This window comes from Trinickia sp. Y13, assembly GCF_029522115.1.
Lineage (GTDB): Bacteria > Pseudomonadota > Gammaproteobacteria > Burkholderiales > Burkholderiaceae > Trinickia.
In genome coordinates this window covers 22,666-44,295 of sequence record NZ_JAKWFK010000024.1, presented here as the reverse complement: position 1 = coordinate 44,295, position 21,630 = coordinate 22,666, and the positions used below count along the sequence as shown (strand labels likewise).

General features: G+C 65.4%; 28 protein-coding genes. 9 read left to right on the top strand and 19 right to left on the bottom strand.

Annotated elements, in window-relative coordinates:
* Nucleotides 1-111 precede the first annotated feature (111 nt).
* From MMB74_RS25995 to MMB74_RS25915, 17 genes are all read right to left on the bottom strand, one after another.
* The gene (locus tag MMB74_RS25995; RefSeq protein WP_001665065.1) at nt 112-543 is read right to left on the bottom strand and encodes an OmpA family protein; all 432 of its coding nucleotides are present in this window, start codon (nt 541-543) and stop codon (nt 112-114) included.
* A 15-nt stretch (nt 544-558) separates the two neighbouring features.
* On the bottom strand, nt 559-1,257 hold the full coding sequence (locus tag MMB74_RS25990) for a TraX family protein (RefSeq protein ID WP_011114053.1): 699 nt from the start codon (nt 1,255-1,257) through the stop codon (nt 559-561).
* Entirely contained in the window at nt 1,257-1,523 is a 267-nt protein-coding gene (locus tag MMB74_RS25985; protein WP_010890140.1) for a hypothetical protein, read from the bottom strand. Before MMB74_RS25985 ends, MMB74_RS25990 begins: the two co-directional genes overlap by 1 nt.
* Before the next feature lie 28 nt (nt 1,524-1,551).
* On the bottom strand, nt 1,552-2,187 hold the full coding sequence (locus MMB74_RS25980) for a transglycosylase SLT domain-containing protein (protein ID WP_011114052.1): 636 nt from the start codon (nt 2,185-2,187) through the stop codon (nt 1,552-1,554).
* Nucleotides 2,188-2,200: 13 nt separating this feature from the next.
* Nucleotides 2,201-2,788 (bottom strand): TrbM/KikA/MpfK family conjugal transfer protein, encoded by a 588-nt coding sequence (locus MMB74_RS25975; protein ID WP_010890138.1) that lies wholly within the window; start codon nt 2,786-2,788, stop codon nt 2,201-2,203.
* Between the two features lie 17 nt (nt 2,789-2,805).
* Nucleotides 2,806-4,524 (bottom strand): P-type conjugative transfer protein TrbL, encoded by a 1,719-nt coding sequence (trbL, locus tag MMB74_RS25970; RefSeq protein WP_011114051.1) that lies wholly within the window; start codon nt 4,522-4,524, stop codon nt 2,806-2,808.
* Between the two features lie 10 nt (nt 4,525-4,534).
* Nucleotides 4,535-4,762, bottom strand: coding sequence for an entry exclusion lipoprotein TrbK (gene trbK / locus MMB74_RS25965; protein WP_000644148.1), 228 nt, complete (start codon nt 4,760-4,762; stop codon nt 4,535-4,537).
* 9 nt (nt 4,763-4,771) lie between these two features.
* The gene (gene trbJ / locus MMB74_RS25960) at nt 4,772-5,536 is read right to left on the bottom strand and encodes a P-type conjugative transfer protein TrbJ (protein WP_010890135.1); all 765 of its coding nucleotides are present in this window, start codon (nt 5,534-5,536) and stop codon (nt 4,772-4,774) included.
* 20 nt (nt 5,537-5,556) lie between these two features.
* Nucleotides 5,557-6,978, bottom strand: coding sequence for a TrbI/VirB10 family protein (locus tag MMB74_RS25955; protein ID WP_011114050.1), 1,422 nt, complete (start codon nt 6,976-6,978; stop codon nt 5,557-5,559).
* 4 nt (nt 6,979-6,982) lie between these two features.
* Complete coding sequence (locus MMB74_RS25950) at nt 6,983-7,471, bottom strand: conjugal transfer protein TrbH (protein WP_006122479.1); 489 nt, start codon at nt 7,469-7,471, stop codon at nt 6,983-6,985.
* A 2-nt stretch (nt 7,472-7,473) separates the two neighbouring features.
* On the bottom strand, nt 7,474-8,373 hold the full coding sequence (gene trbG / locus MMB74_RS25945) for a P-type conjugative transfer protein TrbG (protein WP_006122480.1): 900 nt from the start codon (nt 8,371-8,373) through the stop codon (nt 7,474-7,476).
* A 17-nt stretch (nt 8,374-8,390) separates the two neighbouring features.
* Nucleotides 8,391-9,173, bottom strand: a complete 783-nt coding sequence (locus MMB74_RS25940; RefSeq protein WP_006122481.1) for a conjugal transfer protein TrbF — start codon at nt 9,171-9,173, stop codon at nt 8,391-8,393.
* Nucleotides 9,170-11,728, bottom strand: coding sequence for a VirB4 family type IV secretion/conjugal transfer ATPase (locus tag MMB74_RS25935; RefSeq protein WP_011114047.1), 2,559 nt, complete (start codon nt 11,726-11,728; stop codon nt 9,170-9,172). The genes MMB74_RS25940 and MMB74_RS25935 overlap by 4 nt, the downstream gene beginning before the upstream one ends.
* Nucleotides 11,725-12,036 (bottom strand): conjugal transfer protein TrbD, encoded by a 312-nt coding sequence (locus tag MMB74_RS25930; RefSeq protein ID WP_001207961.1) that lies wholly within the window; start codon nt 12,034-12,036, stop codon nt 11,725-11,727. Before MMB74_RS25930 ends, MMB74_RS25935 begins: the two co-directional genes overlap by 4 nt.
* Nucleotides 12,037-12,039: 3 nt before the next feature.
* Nucleotides 12,040-12,504, bottom strand: coding sequence for a conjugal transfer system pilin TrbC (gene trbC / locus MMB74_RS25925; protein WP_011114046.1), 465 nt, complete (start codon nt 12,502-12,504; stop codon nt 12,040-12,042).
* Between the two features lie 16 nt (nt 12,505-12,520).
* Nucleotides 12,521-13,483: a P-type conjugative transfer ATPase TrbB gene (trbB, locus tag MMB74_RS25920; protein WP_000132020.1), complete on the bottom strand. Its 963-nt coding sequence runs from the start codon at nt 13,481-13,483 to the stop codon at nt 12,521-12,523.
* 309 nt (nt 13,484-13,792) lie between these two features.
* Complete coding sequence (locus MMB74_RS25915) at nt 13,793-14,155, bottom strand: transcriptional regulator (RefSeq protein WP_010890126.1); 363 nt, start codon at nt 14,153-14,155, stop codon at nt 13,793-13,795.
* A gap of 113 nt (nt 14,156-14,268) precedes the next feature.
* On the opposite strand from MMB74_RS25915, the gene MMB74_RS25910 reads away from it, so the two are divergent.
* Together MMB74_RS25910 and trfA are read left to right on the top strand one after the other, a co-directional pair.
* A complete protein-coding gene (locus MMB74_RS25910; RefSeq protein ID WP_000019167.1) occupies nt 14,269-14,610 on the top strand; it encodes a single-stranded DNA-binding protein in 342 nt (113 codons plus the stop codon).
* Nucleotides 14,611-14,656: 46 nt separating this feature from the next.
* Nucleotides 14,657-15,877: a plasmid replication initiator TrfA gene (trfA, locus tag MMB74_RS25905; protein WP_011114072.1), complete on the top strand. Its 1,221-nt coding sequence runs from the start codon at nt 14,657-14,659 to the stop codon at nt 15,875-15,877.
* Nucleotides 15,878-17,199: 1,322 nt separating this feature from the next.
* Here trfA and MMB74_RS25900 read toward each other — a convergent pair.
* A complete protein-coding gene (locus MMB74_RS25900) occupies nt 17,200-17,514 on the bottom strand; it encodes a type II toxin-antitoxin system RelE/ParE family toxin (RefSeq protein WP_011117139.1) in 315 nt (104 codons plus the stop codon).
* Complete coding sequence (locus tag MMB74_RS25895; RefSeq protein WP_001260984.1) at nt 17,511-17,780, bottom strand: type II toxin-antitoxin system ParD family antitoxin; 270 nt, start codon at nt 17,778-17,780, stop codon at nt 17,511-17,513. The genes MMB74_RS25900 and MMB74_RS25895 overlap by 4 nt, the downstream gene beginning before the upstream one ends.
* 168 nt (nt 17,781-17,948) lie before the next feature.
* On the opposite strand from MMB74_RS25895, the gene MMB74_RS25890 reads away from it, so the two are divergent.
* From MMB74_RS25890 to MMB74_RS25860, 7 genes are all read left to right on the top strand, one after another.
* Nucleotides 17,949-18,377 (top strand): antirestriction protein, encoded by a 429-nt coding sequence (locus tag MMB74_RS25890; protein WP_001095942.1) that lies wholly within the window; start codon nt 17,949-17,951, stop codon nt 18,375-18,377.
* Nucleotides 18,378-18,428: 51 nt separating this feature from the next.
* Nucleotides 18,429-19,634, top strand: coding sequence for a protein KlcB (locus MMB74_RS25885; RefSeq protein WP_011405605.1), 1,206 nt, complete (start codon nt 18,429-18,431; stop codon nt 19,632-19,634).
* Between the two features lie 16 nt (nt 19,635-19,650).
* Complete coding sequence (gene korC, locus MMB74_RS25880; protein ID WP_011117141.1) at nt 19,651-19,908, top strand: transcriptional repressor KorC; 258 nt, start codon at nt 19,651-19,653, stop codon at nt 19,906-19,908.
* Between the two features lie 159 nt (nt 19,909-20,067).
* A complete protein-coding gene (gene kleA / locus MMB74_RS25875; protein WP_000041932.1) occupies nt 20,068-20,304 on the top strand; it encodes a stable inheritance protein KleA in 237 nt (78 codons plus the stop codon).
* A gap of 58 nt (nt 20,305-20,362) precedes the next feature.
* Nucleotides 20,363-20,578 (top strand): DUF2688 domain-containing protein, encoded by a 216-nt coding sequence (locus MMB74_RS25870; protein ID WP_010890114.1) that lies wholly within the window; start codon nt 20,363-20,365, stop codon nt 20,576-20,578.
* Between the two features lie 144 nt (nt 20,579-20,722).
* Nucleotides 20,723-21,052: a KleE stable inheritance protein gene (gene kleE, locus MMB74_RS25865; protein ID WP_010890113.1), complete on the top strand. Its 330-nt coding sequence runs from the start codon at nt 20,723-20,725 to the stop codon at nt 21,050-21,052.
* A gap of 1 nt (nt 21,053) precedes the next feature.
* Nucleotides 21,054-21,584, top strand: coding sequence for a DUF2761 domain-containing protein (locus tag MMB74_RS25860; protein ID WP_011117143.1), 531 nt, complete (start codon nt 21,054-21,056; stop codon nt 21,582-21,584).
* Nucleotides 21,585-21,630 lie beyond the last annotated feature (46 nt).

Below are 21,630 nucleotides of genomic sequence, written 5' to 3'. Positions count from 1 at the left end.
GAAATGGCGATGCTGTCAAGGGAAGCCGGCCGGGCCTGCATCGTCAGAGCCGACGATGCGAAGCTGCTGGAGCGTCCTGCAGCACCGCCAGGAATGGCGATGCCGGATCGCTCAGTAGGTGGGGATGTAGACCACCTCAATGTCCACGCGCTGGTTCTCGCGCCGGCCCTCGGCCGTCGAGTTGTCTGCCACGAAATCGGCGGCCGATGCGAAGTTCACCATGATCTTGAGCGGCGAGACGCCGCGCGCCACCAAGTACGACCTGGCCGAGAGCGCACGGCGTAGTGCAAGGGCCTCATCGGCCGCGCTGGGCCGTAGTGTGCTGGTGCGCCCGCTGATGTAGATGATCGCCGCATTCCTAGCGTCGGCCAGCAGCTCCAGGGCCTCTGGCGTCGGCTGGAATGTCGCGCTGCTGTCGGGGAAGGACACCGATACGCCGGACTTGATCGGCGTGCCGAAGTTGCCGGCGTCGCCGGCGGCCAGTGCGCTTTGCGCGCTGACCAGGAACGCCAGAGAGAGGGCCAGAAGAACGGGTTTTCGCATGGGGCAGGACTCCAATCAGAAGAACAGGTAGCCGGCCTTGCTCATGGGGATGCGGATCAACCAGAGCGAGGCCAGGTGCAGCGGGTAATAGGCGTAGAAGGCCCAGCGCAGGCGCGGCACGCGCACATCCACCCGCGAGGCCAGGAAGAGCACCGGCAGGGCTGCCAAGGCCCACAGGTTGCGATTGACGAACCACAGGGCCGCGCAGGCCAGCACCGCGACCGCCGCGGCGGCCCAGCTCGGCCGGCGCGTGTACGACCACACCGCCAGGCCGAAAGCCACGGCCGGCCACCAATATTCGACCGAGCTGCCGCCGACCAGGAACACCACGCCGGCGGCCGCCAGGTGCAGCTTGCCGCCACGTTCGACCAGGTAAGCCGTGGCCGTGACGACCAGCAGCGTGAACATCACGTTGAGCGGCCACCAACCGGCGTACAGGCCGCCGAGGGCCACGAAGGGCACGGAGGCCAGCGCGCCGAACATCGCCAGGCGCGACATGGTGCGGCCGTACACGCCGCGTTCGAGCGTGCCCGGCCGGGCCAGGTTGTAGGCCAGGACGAACACGAAAAGGGGGAGCGCCACGCGGCCGGCCTCGAACAGCACCGGCAGCGTCGCGTTGAACAGGTACTTGTTGACGTGATCGCCGGTCATGAGAACCAGTGCGAGCCACTTCAACGCTTCGACGGTTCCATCAGGAATCCGCAGGGCCTTCATCAGCGCCGGCCCCCGCGAATCGCGTAGGCGCGCAGCACCAGGAAGATGATGTAGAGCGCTGGCAGTGAGAGCACGAAGGCGATGGGCTTGCCGATCCACGCCGGCAGCGCCCACAGCAGAAGGCCCAAGGCGAAGATCGGGCCGAGGCCCAGCAGAAGCAAATCGAGCTGGTTCTTGGCCTGTCCTTCCGCCCACTTGCAATAGGCTTGAAGCAACCGGCCGACGCCCAGCGTGTACCGCATCATGAAGGCGTGGAATTTGTCCATGTTTAGCCGCTAAATCGGAAGAGCCGGCCTACTCGGCCGACCCCTCGCGTGAAGTGTTGAAAGACACCGTGCGGGGCACGTAGCCGGCCACCGACACGCTGCGAGCTGCTGCGGCCGCTGGGGCGGCCTGCTGGGGTGCTGGTGCCGGCCTGGCCGCCGGCGTCGCCCGCTGGGCCACCGTCGCGGGCTGGCTGGGCGTCGAGGGCGTGGCCCCGGCCTTCGTCACGTCAAGCGTGACGAACCGAGCTTCGAGCCAATCGGCCCACTTCGACGCCTTGCGCATCAAGTCGGCCCGGTACACCGCGTTGTACTGCGGCGTGCGCGAGTGGTAGTTCGCCGCCTTCGTCCAGAGGTCGCCCTTGTCGTTGCGGATGTGCATCCGCAGCCGCCAGGCGGCCAGGTCGAACGAGTAGCAGCCGGCAGCCGCCACATCGTTCGCCGTGATGCCGTATCGGGCCAGGTCGCCCAGGTACGCGGTGTTGAACTGCATCGGGCCAACGTCATGCGTGCCATTCGAGTTGCGCACCCACTGGCCCGGCTTGCCGCCCTCTTTCTCGGCGACGGCCAACACGATGTTGACCGGCACCTCGTACTTGACGGCGGCCGAGATCGAGCAGACGACGCGCTCCTGGAGCTGCGGCGGCAGATCGGCGAAGAACGGCATGCCCTCCCCTCCCTCAGTTCAGCCAGGACTGACGGCGGCGCTCTTCGTCCTCGCGCCGGATGCGTTCGTTGTACTCGGCCAAGGCGCGGTCATAGTCGCGCGCTTCGACCCAATACCCGCCCCGCTCTGGCGTCCCGACATAGCGCGGCAGCGTGCCGCTGCTGGCGAAGTCGGTGTAGGCGTGGCCGGTGTAGGCCCCGCAGTAGTCAGGCAACTGGTTGCTGATGTACGTGCGCCCATCGTCGTAGCCGCCCGTCCACATCACCAACGTCGAGTTCAGCGACTGCGCGTCGCAACGGCCAGCGCCGCGCGAGATCGCCGACACGAGCGACTGCATTTCCGGCGTCTGGCTCGCCACCGGGCAAAGCTGGAGGAAGTTCAGGCGGGCGCGGATCGTGTCCGACAGCTTGCGCTTCGTGATGTTGAAGTACCGCGACAGCGACGGCGTGCATTCGCTCGGGCGCGTGCCCGACGACAGGCACAGGATCGCCTCGCAGGCCAGGCGCGTGTCGCCGGTCAGCACGTCTTGCGCGCTGGCCGTGCCGGCGGTCGATCCGAGGGCTGCCACGAGGGCGGCCAGGGCAAACAGTTTCTTCTTCATGGTTGGACTCTCCTTGGTTACGCAGTTGTGCCGTCGCGGCCTTGCTCGCGGTTGGCGAACGCAGCTACTTCGGACTCGGGATCGGCATCGGCGGGGCCGCCTGCCAGGCTGTTGTCGCCGAAGCTCGGCGCGGGCTGCTGGTCGGGCACGTCGATGTTCTCGGCCGTGCCGCTTCCTTGCGCCTTGATCGCGGCGGCGATCTTTCCGCCAGTGGTGTCGGCGATCCGCTCGGCTGCGGCTTCGCGCAGGCTCGCGGCTTTGGCCTTGGCAACATCGGCGGTTCCCTTCGCCAAGTTCGCGCCGGCGTCGGCGGCGATGCGGCCGGCCGTGCCGAGGGCCGATGCGGCCGATGCGAGCAAGCCGGGGCCGGTGCTGCCCGGTGCGGCCTGCTGCCCTTGCCCTGCCCCGCCGGCGGGCTTGGGTTCGTTCTTGGCGGCCTTGTCGGCACTGCTGCCGGTGCTGGCCGTCGAGCTGCTGCCCTGGCCGCCGGCGTCGGCTTTGCCGCCGCCCTTATCGCCGCCCTTCGAGCTGCCCGAGCTGCTGCCGGTCGAGGGGCTGCCGCCACCCGACGAAGAGCCACCGCCGGAGCTGCCGCTAAAGCCCGCAGCCTGAGCGAAGGGCGTGCTGCCGGTGCCGGCGTCGCCGCCGCCGCCCGCACCGCCGCCCGAGCTGCCGCCGCCCGAGAAGGCCGACATAACGTCCGTGCCTGCCGACACGTTCTCATTGGCCTTCGAGAAGGCGGCCATGACGGCAGAGGCACCACCGGCGGCCGAGGCTGCGCCGGCGGCCAGAGCGGCGCCGCCGGTCGCGGCCGCTGCTGCTGCCATGCCTGCGGCACCCAACGCAGCGCCTGCACCGAACTGGCCGATGCCGGCACCGCCCACGCTCGCGCCGGTGATGATCCCGGCGATGAGCGGCGGAATCTTGTTGACCAACGCCAAGAGGATGATGACGACGATCAGCATCACGCCCATTTCCTTGAGGCTGATGCCGGCGCTCATGCGCGAGTAGTAGTCATCGAGGAAGGTCTTGCCGATGCCCACCAGGAGCACCATTGCGAAGAGCTGCGCGGCCACGCCCAGGACGACCTTGTAGTAGTTGATCGCCATGTCGGAAGTCCAGCGCGAACCACCGAAGCCGAGGAAGAACACGCCGCCGTAGGCGAGCACCCAGCCCGACGCGAGCAGCAGAAGCATATTCACACCGACCAGGGCCAGGATGACCAGGATCGCCACGGCCATGAGGATGCCGGCCATGCTGTCCACCGGCGACCACACCGAGGACTGATCCATCACCTTGTCGAAGATCGCAAAGCCCACGTCCACGATGCCCGAGGGCGACAGAGCATTGCCCAGGCCCGTCGCGTTGCCGGCGAGCTGCCGCAACGACGCATAGATGGACGAGGCGAAGTTAGGGCCGTTGGTCAGCGCCCACCAGAAGAAGCCGGTAAAGATCGTGAAGCGGACGAACTCCGCGAAGAACTCGCCAATGTCGGCCTTGCGCAAGGCCATCATGCCGAACGTCCAGACCATCGAGATCACAACCAGCGTCCAGAAGAGCCAGGTTGCGGCCGTGGTGATGACACCGGCCCAGCCGCTCGCGGCGGCCTGGTAGCGATCCAGCACGCTATCGAACACGCCGGCGTTGTCGATGGCCGCGTGGGCATCGACCGCGAAGAACGCCAGCCAGACGAACAGCGGCAGGGCGAGGGTTTTTAGATTGGCTGGCATTCTCATCGTCAGCACCTCACCATTCGCGTTTCGGGCTGGGCTTGAAATCCCCACCACGACGCAAGCACAGCGACGAAAAAGCCTGCTGGACGCCCTTGTCCTCGATCTTGGCGATGTTCTCGGGCTTGCAGTTCTCGTCGTTCACTTCCGGCATGGGGGCCGTGGCCGGCTTGTTGTCGCAGCCGGCGACCAAGGCCGCCACGAGGGCGGCCGAGGCCAAGGACAGAGCCTTGATTGCTTTCATGAATCCCCCTTACCAGGTGCGCGCCGGGCTGGCCCGGTAGCTGCCCTGGCGCAGTTGTGCGGCCGCTGCCGCCTGCTGGGCTTCCTTGTCGGCGTCGGCCTGCATCTTGGTTGCCATCGCGTTCTGCTGCGCGATCAGCAGGCCACGAATCTGCAAGAGCTGGTTGGCCTGCTGGCTGGCGAGCTGGTTGGCGTAGCCGATGGCCTGCATTTGGCCCTGCGCGCCCTGCGCTGCCGATTGAAGACGCTGCAACGTCGCTGCATCGGCCGTGAGATTCGTTTGCTGCCTATCGAGGCCCTTGAACAAGGCATCGTTGGCCTTCTTCTGCGACTCGCTCGCGAGCTGGGCCACATTCCGAAGTGCTGCGCGTTCCGCGTCGGAGCACCCTGCCGCCGTAAAGCACGGCGAGTTCTTGTAGTAGTTCACGTCCTGGAACTTGCCGATGTAGCTGTCCAGGCTGCCGAGTTGGGTCTTGTAGTAATCCAGCGTGTTGACCGCGTTCATCAACCCGTTGATGGTCGATTGCGCCTGATCCCAGATATACGCGGCCGGGGCCATCGTGTTCTGGAGTTGGTTTTGATACTGCTGGAGCTGGGTGCTGTACTGCTCAATTTGCTTGAGCGTCTGGGCCACCGATTCGATGGCCGTCATGATGTTCTGCGACAGGTTGGTGCCGTCGATGACGGGGATGCCAGCCTGCACAGGTGTGACCGCCAGCGTGCTCGAAACAGCAATGACGAGGGCCAATTTAGCGGCTAAAAACTTCGGCTTCATGGTGCTTTTCTCCTATGGCGTTAGTAATCGAAGGAACGGTACGGCTTGGAAAACGTCATGTCCTTCGTGACCACGACGTTGAAGCGATACCCCGGCCGAATTTCCAGCGTCGGCGAAATGCTCAGGTTCTTGGCGATGAGTTGCGCCGTAACCTGGCCGAGCTGCTGGCCGAGGGCTTCGCTTAGGGCACTGCTGGCGCTCGGTGCGCCATAGGTGTTTGTGGCCTGGTTCTGGCGTTGGCTGTAGGTGATGCCTGCTGTCACGCCGGACATGAGGAAGGCCGAGCCGAACAGGCGCACATAGTGGTTGTTCACCTGGTCGTGGAAGCCCGCGTATCCCGCGCTGTCCGCGCCTGGCATCGCGCCAATGTCCATCGCCTTGCCATCGGGGAACACGATGCGTTGCCACGCAACCAGCACGCGCGCTTGGCCGTAGGCCACGTCGCTCGAATACGAGCCGACGAGGCGCGATCCCTGCGGGATCAACAGGTGCTTGCCGGTCGGTGTGTCGTACACGTCCTGCGCGACCTGGGCCATGATTTGGCCCGGCAGATCGGAGTTGATGCCCGAAATGAGCGTGGCCGGCACGACGAAGCCCGCGCGCAGCTCGAACGGTGTGCGCGGCGCTTCCGGCTGCGAATCCAGCTTCCAGCGGTCGCCCTGCCCACCTTGGCCGAACTGCGCCATGCTGTTGCGCCCGCCGCCGCTGGTCGAGGTTTGCAGGAGCTGCGGCGCACCGCCCGCGCCCATGCCGCCGGCGGCCGGAGCCGCGCCGCCACCACCGACGCCCATGCCGCGAATCTGCGCCAGGCGTGCTTGATAGGCGGCGGTCGGATCGTTGCTGCGCTGCGCGTCGATTTGCTGCTGCACCGCTGCGATGCGGTTCAGCATTTCATCGCGCGTCTGCGGCGTGCCGGTGTAGGTGCTCGGGCCACCCGGCGCGGAGCCGTTGCTACGCGGGGCATCCACGCGCACGGTGGTCTTGGCCTTCACGGCTTCGCCGAACATCTGCATCTTCGCCATGCGGATGCGCTGGGCCTCGTCGTCGTTCACCGGCTGGCCCGGGTTGCCGGGGTTGGCCGGCGGGGCCGGCGGCGCGTCCGGGTTGGACGGCCGCGCGATCTCCAGCGGAGCCGACGCCGGGCCGGTCGGCATGTCGGGCACCTTGAGCGGGCTTGCCGGCTCGATCAAGCCGCCGGTCTTGTCGCCTGCGATCTCCTTGGCGAACATCGACGTGTTGCCGGCCTTCTCCTTGGGGCCGTCCGCCGGCGCGTTCTGCTTGGCCGCGCGATCCGCCGCGACCAGGGCCATGACCAGCACGAACGACAGCAGGACGCCGCCGAGGATGTACATGGGCATGTTGTTGACGCGACGGACGCCCGCCTTCTTGGACACTTCGCCAGGCGAAGCGTCAGGTGCCATCTGATCGGCGTTTTCTGTCATGGCGTCACTCCTTGCGCACCCAGTACCCGGCCGGCGCGAACGTGCCGTTTTGCGCCAGGTAAGGGCGGGTGATGGATTGATTGCCGACCATCAAGGTCAGGCGGTACAGGTTCGAGTCGCCAGCCTGGTCGAGCACGTAGCGCAACGGCAGGCCGCCCGACGCGGCCGTGGTGGCCGGTGCGCTCGCCTGCGATGCCGCCGAGGCCGGGGCCTGCGTGGAAGCGCCGGCCGGGGCGTACTCCAGGAGGGCATAGCCCTTGTCGCGCAGCGACTTGACGAGCGCCTGGCCGAACGGATCGGGCGTCGGCTGTTGCAGCTCCAGGCGCGTGCGCGCCGGCGCGTACAGCGTGGCGAGCTGCTGCACCGCGTCGGTGGCGAGCTTCTGCTGATCGAGCGCGGCCGACTGGACGAAGTTGCCGTACTGGCTGGTGGTTGCGCAGCCGCCGAGGCCCAGGGCGAGGGCGAGCAGCGCGAGAGAGACGATCTTGCGCATGGTCACTTCCTCCGGCTGATGGTCACGCGGTCTTGGCTACTGCCAACACCGGCAATCAGGATCGCGCGGTCAAACACCGTGTCCACGATGTAGCGATTGCCCTGCACGCGGTAATTGACCAGCACCGTTTCGTCGTCGGTGAACAAGCCGCCCTCTTTGCGCACGACCAGGAGCGTCGGCGCTTCGGTCTGCTGCATCGTGCCGGGCATTTCGATGATGGTCTTGCGGCCATCGTTGTAGACGCGCACAGGCTTCCAGCTCGCCGACCCGGACAGCTCATAGTCGAACGAGAGATCGCCCAGGTACTCGCCCGTCGCCGGCAGGGTGTTGTCGGTGCGTTCCTGCTTCTCGCGGCGCTGGATCGCGTCCCACTTGGCTTGCGCTTCCTCGGGGTACGTGAACGAGACTTGCGGCATGTACTCGGTGCGATGCGAGCGCAGGCGGAAGTGGTAGCTGCGGCGGTTCGTGGTCACAACCAGGCTGGTTTCGAGGCCCACGTCCATCGGCTTGATGATGAGGTGCTGAACCTCGGTCGCGCCGCTGCCGGTGATGGCCGGTTCCACCGTCCACCTGGCCGTGTCGCCCAGGTTGATCGAGTTCACTTGTTCGCCGGGCTGCAAGGCCACGTCGCACACCTGGAGCACCGCGCAAACGATGCTCGGCTGCTGCGCGCCGTACACGAACTTGATGGCACCGCCCGAGCCGGCCACCGGCTTGATGCCGGTCGCCGACCCCGCTTCCCACCGTTTGGCGATGGCGAGCGCCGCGCGCTCTTGAGCGGTCAGCGTCGGGTTGGTCTTGTTGAAATACTTGTCGGCAATGTCGTCGCCAGGGGCGGCCAGAGCCAGGGAGGGCACCGCCACAGCAGCGCCCACGATCAAAGCGGAGAGGGTTTTCTTCATGGTGGATGACCTCGAATTCATTGGATGCGGGACCAGGAGTAATCACGCACGTAGATGCTCAACGGGTTGTTCCGCAGTTGCTCATCGGTGGTGTTGGGCGTGACCTCGGCGATGTAGGTAGTCACGAGCGCGCGCCAGGTGACGGGCTGACCTTTCAGCGTGCCTTGGCGGTCGCGCGTGGTTTCCACCCACTCGACTTGCCAGGTGTCGGGCGTTTGCGGGATGACGGTCTTGATCTCGACGCTGACCATTTCCTTCTCGGCGCGCTTGAACGGGCTGGAATCGGGCGTGCCGTTCAACCACTCGTTCATCTTTGGCGTCGCCGGATCGTTGGGGGCGAGCATCGAGTACGCCTTGAACACGCACTTGCGCTGCAAGGCCACGTCAGGCGACACCATGCGCGCGCAGCTCATCCAGTCCGCAACGGCGGCGTGGATGACACGCGGATCGGCCTTCCCTGCGGCCTGCACCGGGCCGGCGGCCACCGTCTGGCCCAGCTTGTCCACCTCGACCACGTAGGGGATGAACTTCGACTGGCTGCCGATGTGGATCACGCCACCCACGCCGGCCAGCGCGATCAACAGCGACAGGATGCCGATCACCTGCCAGGTTTGGCGCTGCGAGACGACGCCGCCCACGTGATCGTTCCAGGTGCGGCGCGCGGCCAGGTAGGGGTTCTCGGCCTCGCCCGCACGGCGGCCGCCGGCGAGCGGTTCCTTCGAGCGGCGCGGATCGCGCGGCTCGGCGGAGTTGGCGGGCTTCTTGAAGATCAAGCCCTTGAGGGTGTCGGCGATGCTCATGCGGCCTCCAGGTAGTCGTTGAGATTCAGCCCACGGCCGGCCAGCCACTCATGCACCCATTCGTGGCCGAACTTGGCTTCGAGGCTCTTGATGGTGGCGACCGATTCCTTGTCGGACGCACCGACGAAGGCCAGGGCCATCGGCCCCAGGGCAAGGTCATAGAGACGGCGGCCGTTCTCCGAGACGTAGTAGTACTGACGCTTCGGAATGGCAGTCGCCAGGATTTCGATCTGACGCGCGTTGAGGCCCATACGGCGATAGAGCGCCGATGTGTCCTCATCCCTGGCGTAGACGTTGGGCAGGAAAATCTTGGTCGCGGTCGATTCCACGATCACGTCCAAGATGCCCGAGTTGGCCGCGTCGGAGAGGCTTTGCGTCGCCATCAGCACAAGGCAGTTGGCCTTGCGCAGCACCTTGAGCCATTCCCTGATCTTGGCGCGGAACGCGGGGTGGCCCAGCATCAACCAGGCTTCGTCCAGGATGATGACGGAGGGCTGGCCTTTCAGTGCGCGCTCGATGCGGCGGAACAGGTAGAGCAGCACCGGCAGCGCGAACTTCTCGCCCAGGTTCATCAGCTCTTCGATCTCGAACACCGTGAAGTCGGACAGCGACAGGCCGTCCTCTTCGGCGTCGAGCAGGTGGCCCATCGAGCCGTCCACCGTGTACTGCTTGATGGCCTCGCGGATCGCCTCGTCCTGAATCGTCACCGAGAACTCGGAGAGCGTGCGCGCGCCGCTGGCGTGCATGCTCATGATCGCGTTGCCGATCTCGTTGCGCTGCGCCGGCGTGGTGTTGACGCCGTTCAACGCCAGGATGGTGTCGATCCACTCCATCGCCCAGGCCCTATCCCCCTTCGTTTCGAGGAACTGGAGCGGGCAGAACGCCAGGCGGTCATCGTCGGCGGCCACCGTGAAATGCAGGCCGCTCTTGCCCTTCGTGGCCGCGCGGATGCCGGCCGCGAGTGGGTACATCGACATGCCCTTGTCGAAGGCGTAGATCGACATGCCGGCGTAGCGACGGAGCTGCGCGGCGATGATGCCCAGGTGCGTCGATTTGCCTGCGCCGGTCGGGCCGAACATGAAGGTGTGGCCCAGGTCGCGCACGTGCAGGTTCAGGCGGAACGGCGTAGCGCCCACCGTCACGCAGTGCATGAGCGCCGGCGACAGCGGCGGGTACATCGGGCACGGAGCCGTGGCGCTGCCCGTCCAGATCGAGCTTGTCGGCAGCAGGTCGGCCAGGTTCATCGTGTTGATGAGCGGCCGGCGCACGTTCTCGACGCCGTGGCCGGGCAAGCTGCCCAGGTACGCATCGAGCGTGTTGATCGTCTCGATACGGGCCGCGAAGGCCAGGCGGTTGACGGCCTTCTCGACCAGGAGCGCGGAGGCCGCCAGGCGCTCCCGATCCTCGTCCATCAGCACGACCACGCTGGTGTAGTAGCCGGCCGCCACCAAGCCGCTGTTGACCTCGGCGATGGCCGCCTCGGCGTCGCCGACCATCGCGGCCGCGTCCTGGTTGATCGAGCCGGTATTCGTGTTGAACACCTGATCGAAGAAGCCGCGAATCTTCTGCTTCCACTTCTTGCGGAACTTGTCCAGGTGCTTCAAGGACTCGTGCTGATCCATGAAGATGAAGCGGCTCGACCAGCGGTATTCGCTGGGCAGCTCGGCCAGGGCCGAGAGCACCCCAGGCGTTGACTCCAAGGGGAAGCCTTCGATGGCGACCACCTGGATGAACTTGCGCCCGATCTTGGGCACGACGCCGCCCCACAGCTCTTGCCCGCCGATTACCGCATCGAGGTACATCGGATTGCTGGGCAGCATGACCGGGTGATGGAGGCCCGTCACGCAGAACTGCAACCAGCTCAGGAAGTCATCGTGCGTGACTTCCCTGCCCTCTTCCGACACGACTTTTTGGCCGCGCAGGCGCGTCATCTTGACCGCCGAGGACAGGCGCGATTCCAGGCTGGTGATCTCGCGCTTGAACTGCGCAATCAGGCCCGTAGTGCGCGCCGTATGGTCGGGAGCCACCGCATCGTCATCGAACATGAGTTCGACAAACTTGCGCTGGGCCAGCACTGGCGGGAACCACGTGACGGTCAGGACAAAGTAGCCCTCGAACATCGCGCCCAGGCCCTCGAACAAGCGCCGGCGTTCCTCGTCAATGGCGAAGGAAACGGAGTCGGGGAACGATGACACGCCCCGCTCCGAGTAGTTCGGCGCAGGCCGACGCACAGCATCGACATGCACCATCCAGCCGTTCCCCAGGCCCGCCAGGGCCTGGTTGATGCGGAACGACACCATTTCCCGCTGTTCCTCGGTGCTGCTGGCGTTGTCATCCCCCTTGTACAGCCAGGCGGCCATAAAGGAGCCGTTCTTGCCCACGATCACGCCGTCATCGACCACGGCGGCGTAATTGAGCAGATCGGCCAGGCCGGCATCCTTGGCGCGATGCTTCTTGAGCTTCAGCTCGGCATCGACAGCCCGGATGCGGGCAAAGAGGATGAGCAACAGAACCGCACCGAGCACAGCAATGGCAATTGCGATTGCTTCGATCATTTGTATTGCTTCCCTTGACTCGGCGTGTTGTCACGGAAGGGCGTGCTGCGAGCCGGGTAGTACGGCTTGTACCGGCGGTGCCGCAGGTACACGTGTCGCAGCTTCGGATCGGCCTTCGCCATGAGGCGCAGCGCGAAGAGCGCGCCGAACCACAAGGCGATGCCGAACACCGTTGCCCTCACTTCTTGGGCGCTGAAAATCAGCGCGCCGGCCAGCAGGCCCGAGAACATCACCAGCTCACGATCCCCGCCCATGAACAGGTTTTCTCGGTTGCCGGCCCTACGGATGGGGATCGCGCGCAGAGCCATGACTTACCCCGCGATGTGGCCGCGCTCGGCCCAGCGCATGACGGCTTCGCCGGGGAAGCCGGCCACGTCCAGCGCGGCGACCTTGACCTGGTGCAGCGCGCCATCGGTCAGGGCGGCGATTTCCGCGCCACGGCCGAAGAACGTGCTCATCATGTTCTGCGCGCCGACCAGCAGGGCCATGACCAGGACGATGAAGATCAACGTGCGGAAGAAGCCGTTGAGTTCGCCGCCGAAGATCAGGATGCCGCCGGCGACCACGATGCCGATGATCGACAGCGCGAAGGCCACCGGGCCGGTGACGGAGTTGCGGAGGTTGGTCAGCCAGCTCTCATACGGCAGAGAGCCGCCGGTGCCCTCGGAGGCGAATGCGTGCTGGGGGGCCAGCAGGAAGAACGCCAGGAGGGCGAAGAGGCCCATGTAGAACAGGGCGTTGCGGTTGAGGCGGAATGCCGGGAAGGTTGCTTGCATTGGTCGTAACTCCTAGTCAGAGGGTTTTGGTGATGTACTGGCCGTTGGCGAACCCGGAAACCTCCAAGATTTCCTGGATGCGCCGCGAGCCTTCGACGCGGGCGATATGAACAACCACGTGAACCGCCTCGCCGATAAGCGGTTCAATGGGTTTCGGGGAATCGGGGTGCATGCTGATGAGCATGGCGAGCCGATCCAATCCAGCTTTGGCGTTGTTTGCGTGCAGGGTTGCAGCACCTCCTTCGTGCCCGGTGTTCCAGGCCATCAACAGATCAAGGGCTTCGGGGCCGCGCACCTCGCCGACCAGGATTCGGTCGGGGCGCATGCGGAGGGTGGTTTTCAGCAGCGCCGTCATGTTCACGTCGATGCTGGTGTGGTACTGGACGTAGTTCTCGGCGGCGCACTGGATTTCGCCGGTGTCCTCGATGATGAAAACCCGCTCGGTCGGGTCTTGAATCACCATCTCGTTGATGATCGCGTTCACCAGCGTGGTCTTGCCCGAGCCGGTGCCGCCGATCACAAGGATGTTCCGGTGCGCGCGCACCGCTGCAATCAATGCCTCGCGCTGCGGCGCGGTCATGATTCCGCGTTCGACGTACTGATCGAGCGTGAAGATGGCGACGGCCTTCTTCCGAATGGCGAAGGTGGGTGCGGGCACAACCGGCGGGAGCTGGCCGGCGAAGCGACTGCCATCAAGGGGCAGCTCGCCTTCCAGGATCGGCTTGGAGCGCGTGACTTCCTTGCCGTGGTAGCCCGCGATGGTTTCGATGATGGCTTGCGCCTGCGCGACGCGCAGCGTGCCGATGCACTTCATCGGCTCGCCCAGGCGTTCGAGCCAGAGCTTGCCGTCCGCGTTGAGCATGATTTCAACGGTCTTGGGATCGTTGAGGGCGGCCAGCAGCTCCGGCCCCATGTCGCGTTCGAGCTTCTTCTTCGCCCGTTCCTTGATGCTGTTGTGTTCTGGTTTCTGGTCGGTCATTCCGTATGCCCTGTATGCCGTTGCGTTTCGCGCATTCTATACAGGTTCATACGATATACCGAACTAATTTCGACCGCAACACCGAAGCGCACAAGGGTGACTTCGGCCGCGACGTTGCATCGCGGATTGCAGGGGCGAAAGAGGCGACAACGCGGCGCATGCTCCGTGCGCCCTCGCGCCGAACCCGTGGCGTTTGCGTTATGGGTTGTCCGGGGGTTGAGCCACCCCGGCGGGCTTTAGCGGCTAAAACTTGGCTGGCTCTTGTGGCTCAGTTCCGCGCCGCTTCCCTTCCCTTCTCACATCCTGGCGTCAACTCCCTCTAAGTTTCTTCCTTGTCGCTTCGCCCCACTTCTTGACGATGAACGCCTGGTGTTCTGGCAGCACGGCCGCCACGCGCTCGAAGCCTGGCGGCAGGCTTCGGGGTGCCTTGCCGCCGGCCAGGGCGTCAAGGGCTTCTTTGTCCAGGTCGGTCGATTCAAGCAGGAGCGGCAGGGGAGTTTCAAGGGCCTGCGCAATGTCCTCCATCACCTTTAGGGAGGGGTTGGCTTTGCCAGTAGTGAGATCGGACAGGAAGGAGATCGAAACCCCCGACCTGTCCGATAGCTCCTTTTTCGTCATGTGCCGCTCATCGAGCAGCCGGAGCACGTTCGTGAAGAAGATGTAGTTGTACAAGGCCCGTATGCCTTCTCGGTGCGGGCGGCAGAAAATTTTAGCCGCTAAAGTTCTTGACCACGGACGCAGGTTTAGCTAAACTGACGACTCCATTAGCGAAAGGAGCATGACGAATGAGCCACAACCTGTTCCAGTTTATCGGTAATCTTACCCGCGATACCGACGTTCGCCATAGCGAAAACAGCGCCCGCGCCGTTTTCGACCTGGCTGTCAATCGCGTGTGGCGCAACGCAGCCGGTGCGAAGCAGGAGCAGACGGACTTCTTCCGCATCAAGTCGTTCGGCGGCCTGGCCGAGAACGCGGGCAAGTACCTGGGCAAAGGCTCCAAGGTGTTCGTCCAGGGCCGCATCGAGCCGACGAAGTACGAGAAGGACGGCAAGACCGAATACGGGTTCGATTTCATCGCCGAGGAAATCGAATACCTGGACACCAAAGCGCCAGGCGGCGGCCAGTAAGGCCAGGCCCGGCCACGGCCGGGCAGTATGCTAGGAGGGAGATTAGATGCAGAACGAGTTCAACGAGCAGGAATACAGGCGCAAGCTCATCGAGGGCGGGCTTAGCGAAGCCGACGCCACCGACCTTGCCGCCCGTACCGCCGCCGCTCGCAGGGACTCGGGCAGCGCCGGCGGGGCCTTCCGCCCCGCCGGTTCCCTCTTCGAGCTGCCGGCCACGGCCGGCGACAACGAGGCGGCTTTGCCGCCGAAGCTACCGACGCCGGCAAGTGCCGCCGTCGAGCGATCCGAGCGCATGGCGCAGGAATCGGCCGAGCTTGCGCGCACGATGGGCCTGCCGCCCGAACCGCGCACCGCCGTGAACAAGATGGCCGAGCAGATCGGCGCGCTGGCCCAGGACAAACGGAGTAGTGCGATGGCGACCAAGAAGCGAACGGCCGGCGGTGAGCTGGCCGAGAAGGTCAGCGAGGCCAAGCAGACGGCCTTGCTCAAGCACACGAAGCAGCAGATCAAGGACATGCAGCTCTCGCTGTTCGACCTGGCTCCCTGGCCGGATCACATGCGGGCACTGCCCAACGACTTCGGGCGGTCGGCGATCTTCACCGTCCGCAACAAGAAGGTGCCGCGCGCCGCGCTGCAAGGCCAGTCGATCTACCACGTCAACAAAGACGTGGAGATCACCTACACCGGGATCGAACTGCGCGCCGACGACGACGAGCTGGTATTCGCCCAGGTGCTGGAGTACGCGAAGCGCACCGCGCTCGGAGAGCCGGTTTCCTTCACGTTCTACGAGCTTTGCCAGGACTTGGACTGGTCAATCAACGGTCGGTACTACACAAGGGCCGAGGAATGCCTGACGCGGCTCCAGGCGTCGGCCATGCAGTTCTCATCCCAACGCATCGGCCGGCTCGAATCGGTGTCGCTGATCCGGCGCTTCCGCGTCCTGGATCGCGGCAAGCGCACGTCGCGCTGCCAGGTCGAGATCGACGCCGAAATCGTGGTGCTGTTCGCCGGCGACCACTACACGAAATTCGTGTGGGAGAAGTACCGCAAGCTGTCGCCCACCGCGCGGCGCATGTTCGACTACTTCGCCACCCACAAGGAGCCGTACCCGCTTAAGCTGGAGACGTTCCGGCTGATGTGCGGCTCGGATTCCACCCGGCCGAAGAAGTGGCGCGAGCAGGTAGGCGAAGCGTGCGACGAGCTGCGCGAAAACGGCCTGGTCGAAAGTGCGTGGGTGAACGACGACCTGGTGCATTGCAAGCGGTGATCGCCCCCCTGCCCTCCCCTGGAGCCGCCCGAGATCGAGGCGGCTTTTTTTCTCGAGCATCGCCACTTCCGGCGAGGCAGTACCGCGCACCAGCTCGCGCACGTCGAGCTGCAGCATCGTCACTTCCGGCGAGGCTGGCCACGTCCTGGCCACGTCCTGGCCACGGTCGACCATCGCCACATCCAACGATGCCCCGAGGGCCCCATCGCCACTTCCGACGATGAGATCCGCTCTTTGACATTTGAGGGGCCAAGCTGCGGGGGATTCTCCCGGCCGGCGGCCGCGAGAACCGGCTATGTCGTGCTACGCATCGAGCCAGGCGGCCACGGCCGCCCGTCTCGCCCCTGGCGGGCTTCCAGCGCCTTCCCGACGCTCACCGGGCCGGTGGCCCTCGCCGCTAGGCTACGAGGCCCTGGCGGGCCTTTCTGGCCCCTTCTCGGGGCCATAGAGGGCCGGCGCTGCCTGGTCGGCCTTGTGGATCGTTTGGGGACAAAACGCCGGCTGGTGACAGTTGAGGGGCGTTTCTTGACACTTGGGGGGCAGCGCACCCCGGCGCGATGCTGACAGATGAGGGGCCGGCCTCGAAATCGGCCGGCTGGAGCCGCGCCGGAGGCCGTCGAGGCGGCCTATGTGCTTGATCGGGCTGGCTTTATCCACAGAAGTTGTGGATAAGCCTGTTGGCAAGGCCCTTGCCGTACTGACACTTGAGGGGCGGGGGTGCTGACAGATGAGGGGCGCGATCCTTGACACTTGACGGGCAGACTATTGACCCTTGAGGGGCTTATCCATTGACACTTGAGGGGCGGCCCTTCGAGCCTTTTCCTTGGCGTATCAACGGCTTGCGCGCGTTTTCCGGTCAAGCTAACCGGCTTTTAACCCTTCATAACCTTTATATTAAACCTAGTTGTTATAACCGGGTGTCGAAAAAAGCGGCAAACCGGCCCAAGGTGCCCCGCAGAATAATCGGCCGCCGAAGGGGGGTGCCCCCCCTTCTCGATCCCACCCGGCCGCTAAAGCGGCCTCCCATCCCCCCAGGGGCGTTGCCCCTCGGCCTACGGCCTTCACCCCAAGAATGGAGCGCCTACGGCGCTACGGCTGACCATAGCCAGGCGCAAGCGCCTGGCAGAAGTTCGTGCTCTTCCAAAGGGGGCCAAGGCCCCCTCTGGACTCCCCAACTGTCAAGGCCGCGGTGACTCCTGCGCCGTCGCCAAGTCGGAAGATGGCTCCAGCTCGAAGGCCGCAAGGTTGAACGCCAAGGGAGGGGTCGGCCTGCCAGGCCCAGGGCGTGATTGCGCCCCTCAAGTGTCAAGAAGCGGGGGAATTCAGTCGTCCGCGTCGTCGTGCAGGATCGACTCGTAGTCCTGCCCGCCGTAGAACACGCCGATGATGGAAACCAGATCGCCGGCCACATCGAAGGCGATCACGGCGCGCTTGCGGTAGTTCGTGATGCGCAGGCCGGGCCGCACATCGTCGCGCATGGTGCCGCGCAGTGGAAACGTGCGCAGGCTTTCGCAATAGGTGACGATTGCCTCGGTGTAGCGAGCGGCAACGTCAGGCGACGCCGCCGCCGCGATGTAGCGGTACAGCTCGGCAAGCTGCTCTTCGGCCTCGGGCGAGAAGACGACCGCGTAGCTCATTGCGCCTTCGCATGCTCGGCGGCCAGGCGGGCGCGCACCTGGTCGGCGGTGACGGCTCGGGAGGGATCGGCTTTCAGGGCGTCATACGCCGGGCCGACCTGGTTGTGAAGCCAGGACTCGACGGCGCGATCACGCGCGAGTAGCGCACGCAGGCCGTCGCGGATGACCTCGCTTTCGCTCGCGTACTCCCCGGTCTTGACCTTCGTTTTCACCACGTCGGCCATGTCGTTCGGCAGGGTGATGCTCAGTTGCTGGGTGGTTCGCATGGCGGCCTCCATTCGGTTCAATAGGATTCAATCCTATCACTCCAAGGGGACGAAGTCCAGTTTAGCGGCTAAAGTTTAGCTAAAGTGCTTGACAGGTTAGGACATTTTGTCCTAATATACGTCTTGAAGGCCGGGCATGTCGCCCAGGTCAACTACCGGAGAGTTCCGATGAACACCCAAGACCAACCCGTCACCGCTTCCCTGGTCGCCGAGGCCCAGCGCCTCGACTTCTTGCCTACCTACTTCGGCCCGCGCCTGATGATGCGCGGCGAGGCCCTTGTGTACGCCTGGCTGCGCCGGCTCTGCGAACGCTACAACGGCGCGTATTGGCACTACTACACCCTGTCGGACGGCGGTTTCTACCTGGCCCCCGACCTGGCCGAGCGCCTGGAGATCGAGGTAGACGGCAACGGCTTCCGGGGCGAACTGTCGGCCGACGCCGCCGGCATTGTCGCAACCCTGTTCGCGCTCGGCCAGCTCGCGGCCGAGATCGCCGGCACGGACGCGGCCGACGCCCTGATCGACCGCTATCACTTCCTGCGCGGCTTCGCGGCCGGCCACCCCGAGGCCGCTGCGATCTACCGGGCTATTGACTGATGAGGGGCGGCCCCGGCTCCGGCCGGGGCTGCACCAGGAGCACGTCAAGCGATGGCGAAGCGAACAAAGCAACCGGCCCAGGCGGGCCAGGACTGGAGCGCGCCGGCGGCCGAGCTGCTGGCCGAGCTGCCGGCAGACCGTGACGGCCTGCTGGCTGCGGCCGTTGCGGCCGTGGTGGAGATCGACGCGGCTGTCATGCGCGGCGACGGGGCGGCGGCCGAGCTGGCCGGCGACCGATACGAGGCGATCATCTGGAAGCTGAACGGCGGCACGAACTTCGGGTGCATGGCCGACGACGAGGCCGCCGGCCGCGTCATCGAGCGGCATTGCGCTGCGGTGCCGGGGGACGTGCCCTTGTGGGGCCAGCGCGGCCAGTTCCTGGCCGTGGCGGGCGACGTGCGCGCCCTGGTGGAGTACGAGGCCGGTTATGGCGGGCCGCTCAACGCGCATTTTCAGTTCCACGCGGTTGACCTGGACAGGCCGTTTATCTCGGCGACGGGCTATCGCTCGCACTTCGACACGGCGCGGGGCTGCATGACCGTGGACGAGGTTGCGCGCGGCATCCTGACGGCCATGCTGGCCGAGAAGAAGCGGCCGGTGTTGATCGAGGCCAACTACCGCGACCGCTTGGCCGACGCTCCCCTGCCCGATTGGCTGGCCGGCCTGGTGCCGCCGGCGCGGCGCGAGCCGGCGACCGTGACGATCCCGCCGGGCTTCGTCTTGGTCGATGTGGTGCTGCCGGCGCACAAGGCGTTCATCGCGCGGCGCTGGGCGGCCGAGGCGGCGGGCAAGGTCAAGGCGGCCAGGGCCGCCAGGTCGAACGCCAAGGGAAAGGCCGGGGGCCGCGAGCGAGATCCCGCATCGGCGGAAACGGCGATGCGCTGCAGCACCGCCAAAGCTGACGATTGCAAGGCCGAGGCTGGGCCTGTATCGCCAGAAGCGACGATGCCGGGCGCAGGCGAAGCATCCTGCAGCACCGCCAGGAATGGCGATGCAGGCCCGGCCGACCTGGTGGAGTTCACGCCCGCACCAGGCCAACGGTGCGAGATCGTGAGCGTCCACCATCCGGTGTTCGCCAAGGAGATCGGCAAGCGCGTCATCATCGTGAAGGTGCATCCAGACACCCGCCAGGTGTGGGCGCATGACGACCGGCCGGTGACATACAAGACCAACCGCGCGGGCCGCCGTGTGGTGGATTCAGACCCGAGCTGCATTCAGTCGATCTACGGATTCGACCAACTGCGGCTTATCACGTGACCAGGAGAAGAAACGAATGACGAACGACGCCAATATCCGGCTGGAGTGCTTGAAGCCGGCCGAGCGGTGGGCGCAGCCGAGCGGCGAAGAGGTGCGCGAGGTGCTGCGCCTGGCGGGCCTCACCGGCGGCAAAGCCGCGAAGGTGCTGGGCCTCGGCCCGAAGGGCGACCGGACGATCCGGCGATGGGTGGGCGAGGACACGCCGATCCCTTATGCCGCGTGGGCGCTGCTGTGCGACTACGCCGGCCTCGGGCTGATCTGGAAAGAGGCTTGACGCCAGGGAAAGAGGCTTTAGCGGCTAAAGTGCTAGGCATCGGACTACGGTAAAGCGAAAATAGTTTAGCTAAAGTGCTTGACAGGCTAGGACATTTTGTCCTAATATAGCACTTGAAGGCCGGGCATTCCGCCCAGGTCGATTACCGGAGAGGTTCCGATGAGCAAGAACAAGATCATGCCTTGGGTTGACGCCCTGCCGAATGTGGAAGCCACCGACTTCCAAGCCCGCCGCGACCAGATCGAGGCCACGATGGCCGAGGCGGCCGAGCTGGTGAAGCAGGCGGAAGAGCTGCGCGGCAAAGCCTATTTCGCCGCCTTGAGCCTGGAGGCCAGTGCCAAGGGCGAATGGTCGAGCCAAGCGGTCGAGCAGGCCAAGCGCAGCGTCGGCTGGTAAGGGAAGGCGGCCCGGCTTCGGCCGGGTCATCAACGGAACGCCAAGAGGAAACAGTCCCATGAGCAAAGGCAAGATCGAGATCATCGAGACGTGCTGCCGGCGCTGCGGCAAGAGCATCCGAACCTTGAGCCACACCATCATCGGCGCCGATGATGCCCGCGAGAAGTTCGGCAGCATCTGCGGCGGCTGCATCACGCCGGAGGAAGATAACGAGCTGACGGAAATGCTGCTGGCGGCGGCCGTGCGACGCATGAGCGGAGCGACGCTGCAATGACGGCATTCCACACGTTCGACGGCCCCAGGTGGAGGAACGCCCCGGAGTGATCCGGGGCGCTTGGCCTGGTGCTGGCACACCGTAACCATGCTTCCGAGTGGGAGCATCCAGCATTCAACACGTAACCGCGTGGAGGGTCAAGCCATGTCCAACATCGTCAAGTTCCCCAGGGCGAGCAAGCCGCCGGCTCCCGAGCCGGTGCAGCCTGCCGCGCCCGCTGCTGCGCCTGCCGCACCCAAGGCCGAAGGCCGGGGCCTGGTGGCCGGCCTGGTCAAGTTCGTATGGGTGGCGACCGTGCTGGTCTGGCCGGTGCTCAAGTGGGTGCTGGCGATCATCACCTTCTTCCAGTTCGTGCGGATGCTCTACCACTGGAACACGCCTGGCGTGTATGCCGGCTGGTCGTTCCTGGCGTACTTCGCGGCACTGACCGCGATCACCTACTTCGTTTCGATCTACAAACCGAAAGGGCTTTGACATGGCAAAGCAGACCCTCCCCTACCCGCCTGGCTTCGTGGAGCCGACCACTGGCCGCGTGGCCGTCCTGGTGCGCGAGTACGCGGACAGCGACTTGAACGGCGACGCGCCGGCCTACTGGTACAGCGCGCAATCCGAAGAATGGGGCCTTGACCCCTGGCGTCTCGTGGAGGGCGTCGATCCGCACGTGGGCGGCGGTTCCTTCGACGTGTGCTTTGCCAGCGGCGGCACGCGCACCGTAGGCCCGCTGATGACGTTCTTCCTGAGTGCCGCCCATGCGGCACAGCTCATTGACGCCAAGGGGGAAGAGTTGGCCTTGCAGCGCGCCACCCTGGCCGTCATCGCGGACGGGCTGGGCCTGCCTGCCAAGGCGCTGCGCATCGAGGCGAAGGTGGAGGGCCGGCCGGCCGTGTTCTACGACCAGGACGGGGCCACGCTTTGCGCGTGCGCGGTGGATTCCGACCACTGGCGACAGGCGCGGGCGACGGCCGCAACGGCATCGGCCATCGACAAGGCGCGAACAAATTTTTAGCCGCTAAAACGCTTGACGGCTTCGCATGGTTTAGCTAAACTTCTGC

What these genes read in the sequence shown, in the direction of transcription:
- MMB74_RS25995 (WP_001665065.1), bottom strand. Translation starts at nt 543, where the DNA reads ATGCGAAAACCCGTTCTTCTGGCCCTCTCTCTGGCGTTCCTGGTCAGC.
- MMB74_RS25990 (WP_011114053.1), bottom strand. Translation starts at nt 1,257, where the DNA reads ATGAAGGCCCTGCGGATTCCTGATGGAACCGTCGAAGCGTTGAAGTGG.
- MMB74_RS25985 (WP_010890140.1), bottom strand. Translation starts at nt 1,523, where the DNA reads ATGGACAAATTCCACGCCTTCATGATGCGGTACACGCTGGGCGTCGGC.
- MMB74_RS25980 (WP_011114052.1), bottom strand. Translation starts at nt 2,187, where the DNA reads ATGCCGTTCTTCGCCGATCTGCCGCCGCAGCTCCAGGAGCGCGTCGTC.
- MMB74_RS25975 (WP_010890138.1), bottom strand. Translation starts at nt 2,788, where the DNA reads ATGAAGAAGAAACTGTTTGCCCTGGCCGCCCTCGTGGCAGCCCTCGGA.
- trbL (WP_011114051.1), bottom strand. Translation starts at nt 4,524, where the DNA reads ATGAGAATGCCAGCCAATCTAAAAACCCTCGCCCTGCCGCTGTTCGTC.
- trbK (WP_000644148.1), bottom strand. Translation starts at nt 4,762, where the DNA reads ATGAAAGCAATCAAGGCTCTGTCCTTGGCCTCGGCCGCCCTCGTGGCG.
- trbJ (WP_010890135.1), bottom strand. Translation starts at nt 5,536, where the DNA reads ATGAAGCCGAAGTTTTTAGCCGCTAAATTGGCCCTCGTCATTGCTGTT.
- MMB74_RS25955 (WP_011114050.1), bottom strand. Translation starts at nt 6,978, where the DNA reads ATGACAGAAAACGCCGATCAGATGGCACCTGACGCTTCGCCTGGCGAA.
- MMB74_RS25950 (WP_006122479.1), bottom strand. Translation starts at nt 7,471, where the DNA reads ATGCGCAAGATCGTCTCTCTCGCGCTGCTCGCCCTCGCCCTGGGCCTC.
- trbG (WP_006122480.1), bottom strand. Translation starts at nt 8,373, where the DNA reads ATGAAGAAAACCCTCTCCGCTTTGATCGTGGGCGCTGCTGTGGCGGTG.
- MMB74_RS25940 (WP_006122481.1), bottom strand. Translation starts at nt 9,173, where the DNA reads ATGAGCATCGCCGACACCCTCAAGGGCTTGATCTTCAAGAAGCCCGCC.
- MMB74_RS25935 (WP_011114047.1), bottom strand. Translation starts at nt 11,728, where the DNA reads ATGATCGAAGCAATCGCAATTGCCATTGCTGTGCTCGGTGCGGTTCTG.
- MMB74_RS25930 (WP_001207961.1), bottom strand. Translation starts at nt 12,036, where the DNA reads ATGGCTCTGCGCGCGATCCCCATCCGTAGGGCCGGCAACCGAGAAAAC.
- trbC (WP_011114046.1), bottom strand. Translation starts at nt 12,504, where the DNA reads ATGCAAGCAACCTTCCCGGCATTCCGCCTCAACCGCAACGCCCTGTTC.
- trbB (WP_000132020.1), bottom strand. Translation starts at nt 13,483, where the DNA reads ATGACCGACCAGAAACCAGAACACAACAGCATCAAGGAACGGGCGAAG.
- MMB74_RS25910 (WP_000019167.1), top strand. Translation starts at nt 14,269, where the DNA reads ATGAGCCACAACCTGTTCCAGTTTATCGGTAATCTTACCCGCGATACC.
- trfA (WP_011114072.1), top strand. Translation starts at nt 14,657, where the DNA reads ATGCAGAACGAGTTCAACGAGCAGGAATACAGGCGCAAGCTCATCGAG.
- MMB74_RS25900 (WP_011117139.1), bottom strand. Translation starts at nt 17,514, where the DNA reads ATGAGCTACGCGGTCGTCTTCTCGCCCGAGGCCGAAGAGCAGCTTGCC.
- MMB74_RS25895 (WP_001260984.1), bottom strand. Translation starts at nt 17,780, where the DNA reads ATGCGAACCACCCAGCAACTGAGCATCACCCTGCCGAACGACATGGCC.
- MMB74_RS25890 (WP_001095942.1), top strand. Translation starts at nt 17,949, where the DNA reads ATGAACACCCAAGACCAACCCGTCACCGCTTCCCTGGTCGCCGAGGCC.
- MMB74_RS25885 (WP_011405605.1), top strand. Translation starts at nt 18,429, where the DNA reads ATGGCGAAGCGAACAAAGCAACCGGCCCAGGCGGGCCAGGACTGGAGC.
- korC (WP_011117141.1), top strand. Translation starts at nt 19,651, where the DNA reads ATGACGAACGACGCCAATATCCGGCTGGAGTGCTTGAAGCCGGCCGAG.
- kleA (WP_000041932.1), top strand. Translation starts at nt 20,068, where the DNA reads ATGAGCAAGAACAAGATCATGCCTTGGGTTGACGCCCTGCCGAATGTG.
- MMB74_RS25870 (WP_010890114.1), top strand. Translation starts at nt 20,363, where the DNA reads ATGAGCAAAGGCAAGATCGAGATCATCGAGACGTGCTGCCGGCGCTGC.
- kleE (WP_010890113.1), top strand. Translation starts at nt 20,723, where the DNA reads ATGTCCAACATCGTCAAGTTCCCCAGGGCGAGCAAGCCGCCGGCTCCC.
- MMB74_RS25860 (WP_011117143.1), top strand. Translation starts at nt 21,054, where the DNA reads ATGGCAAAGCAGACCCTCCCCTACCCGCCTGGCTTCGTGGAGCCGACC.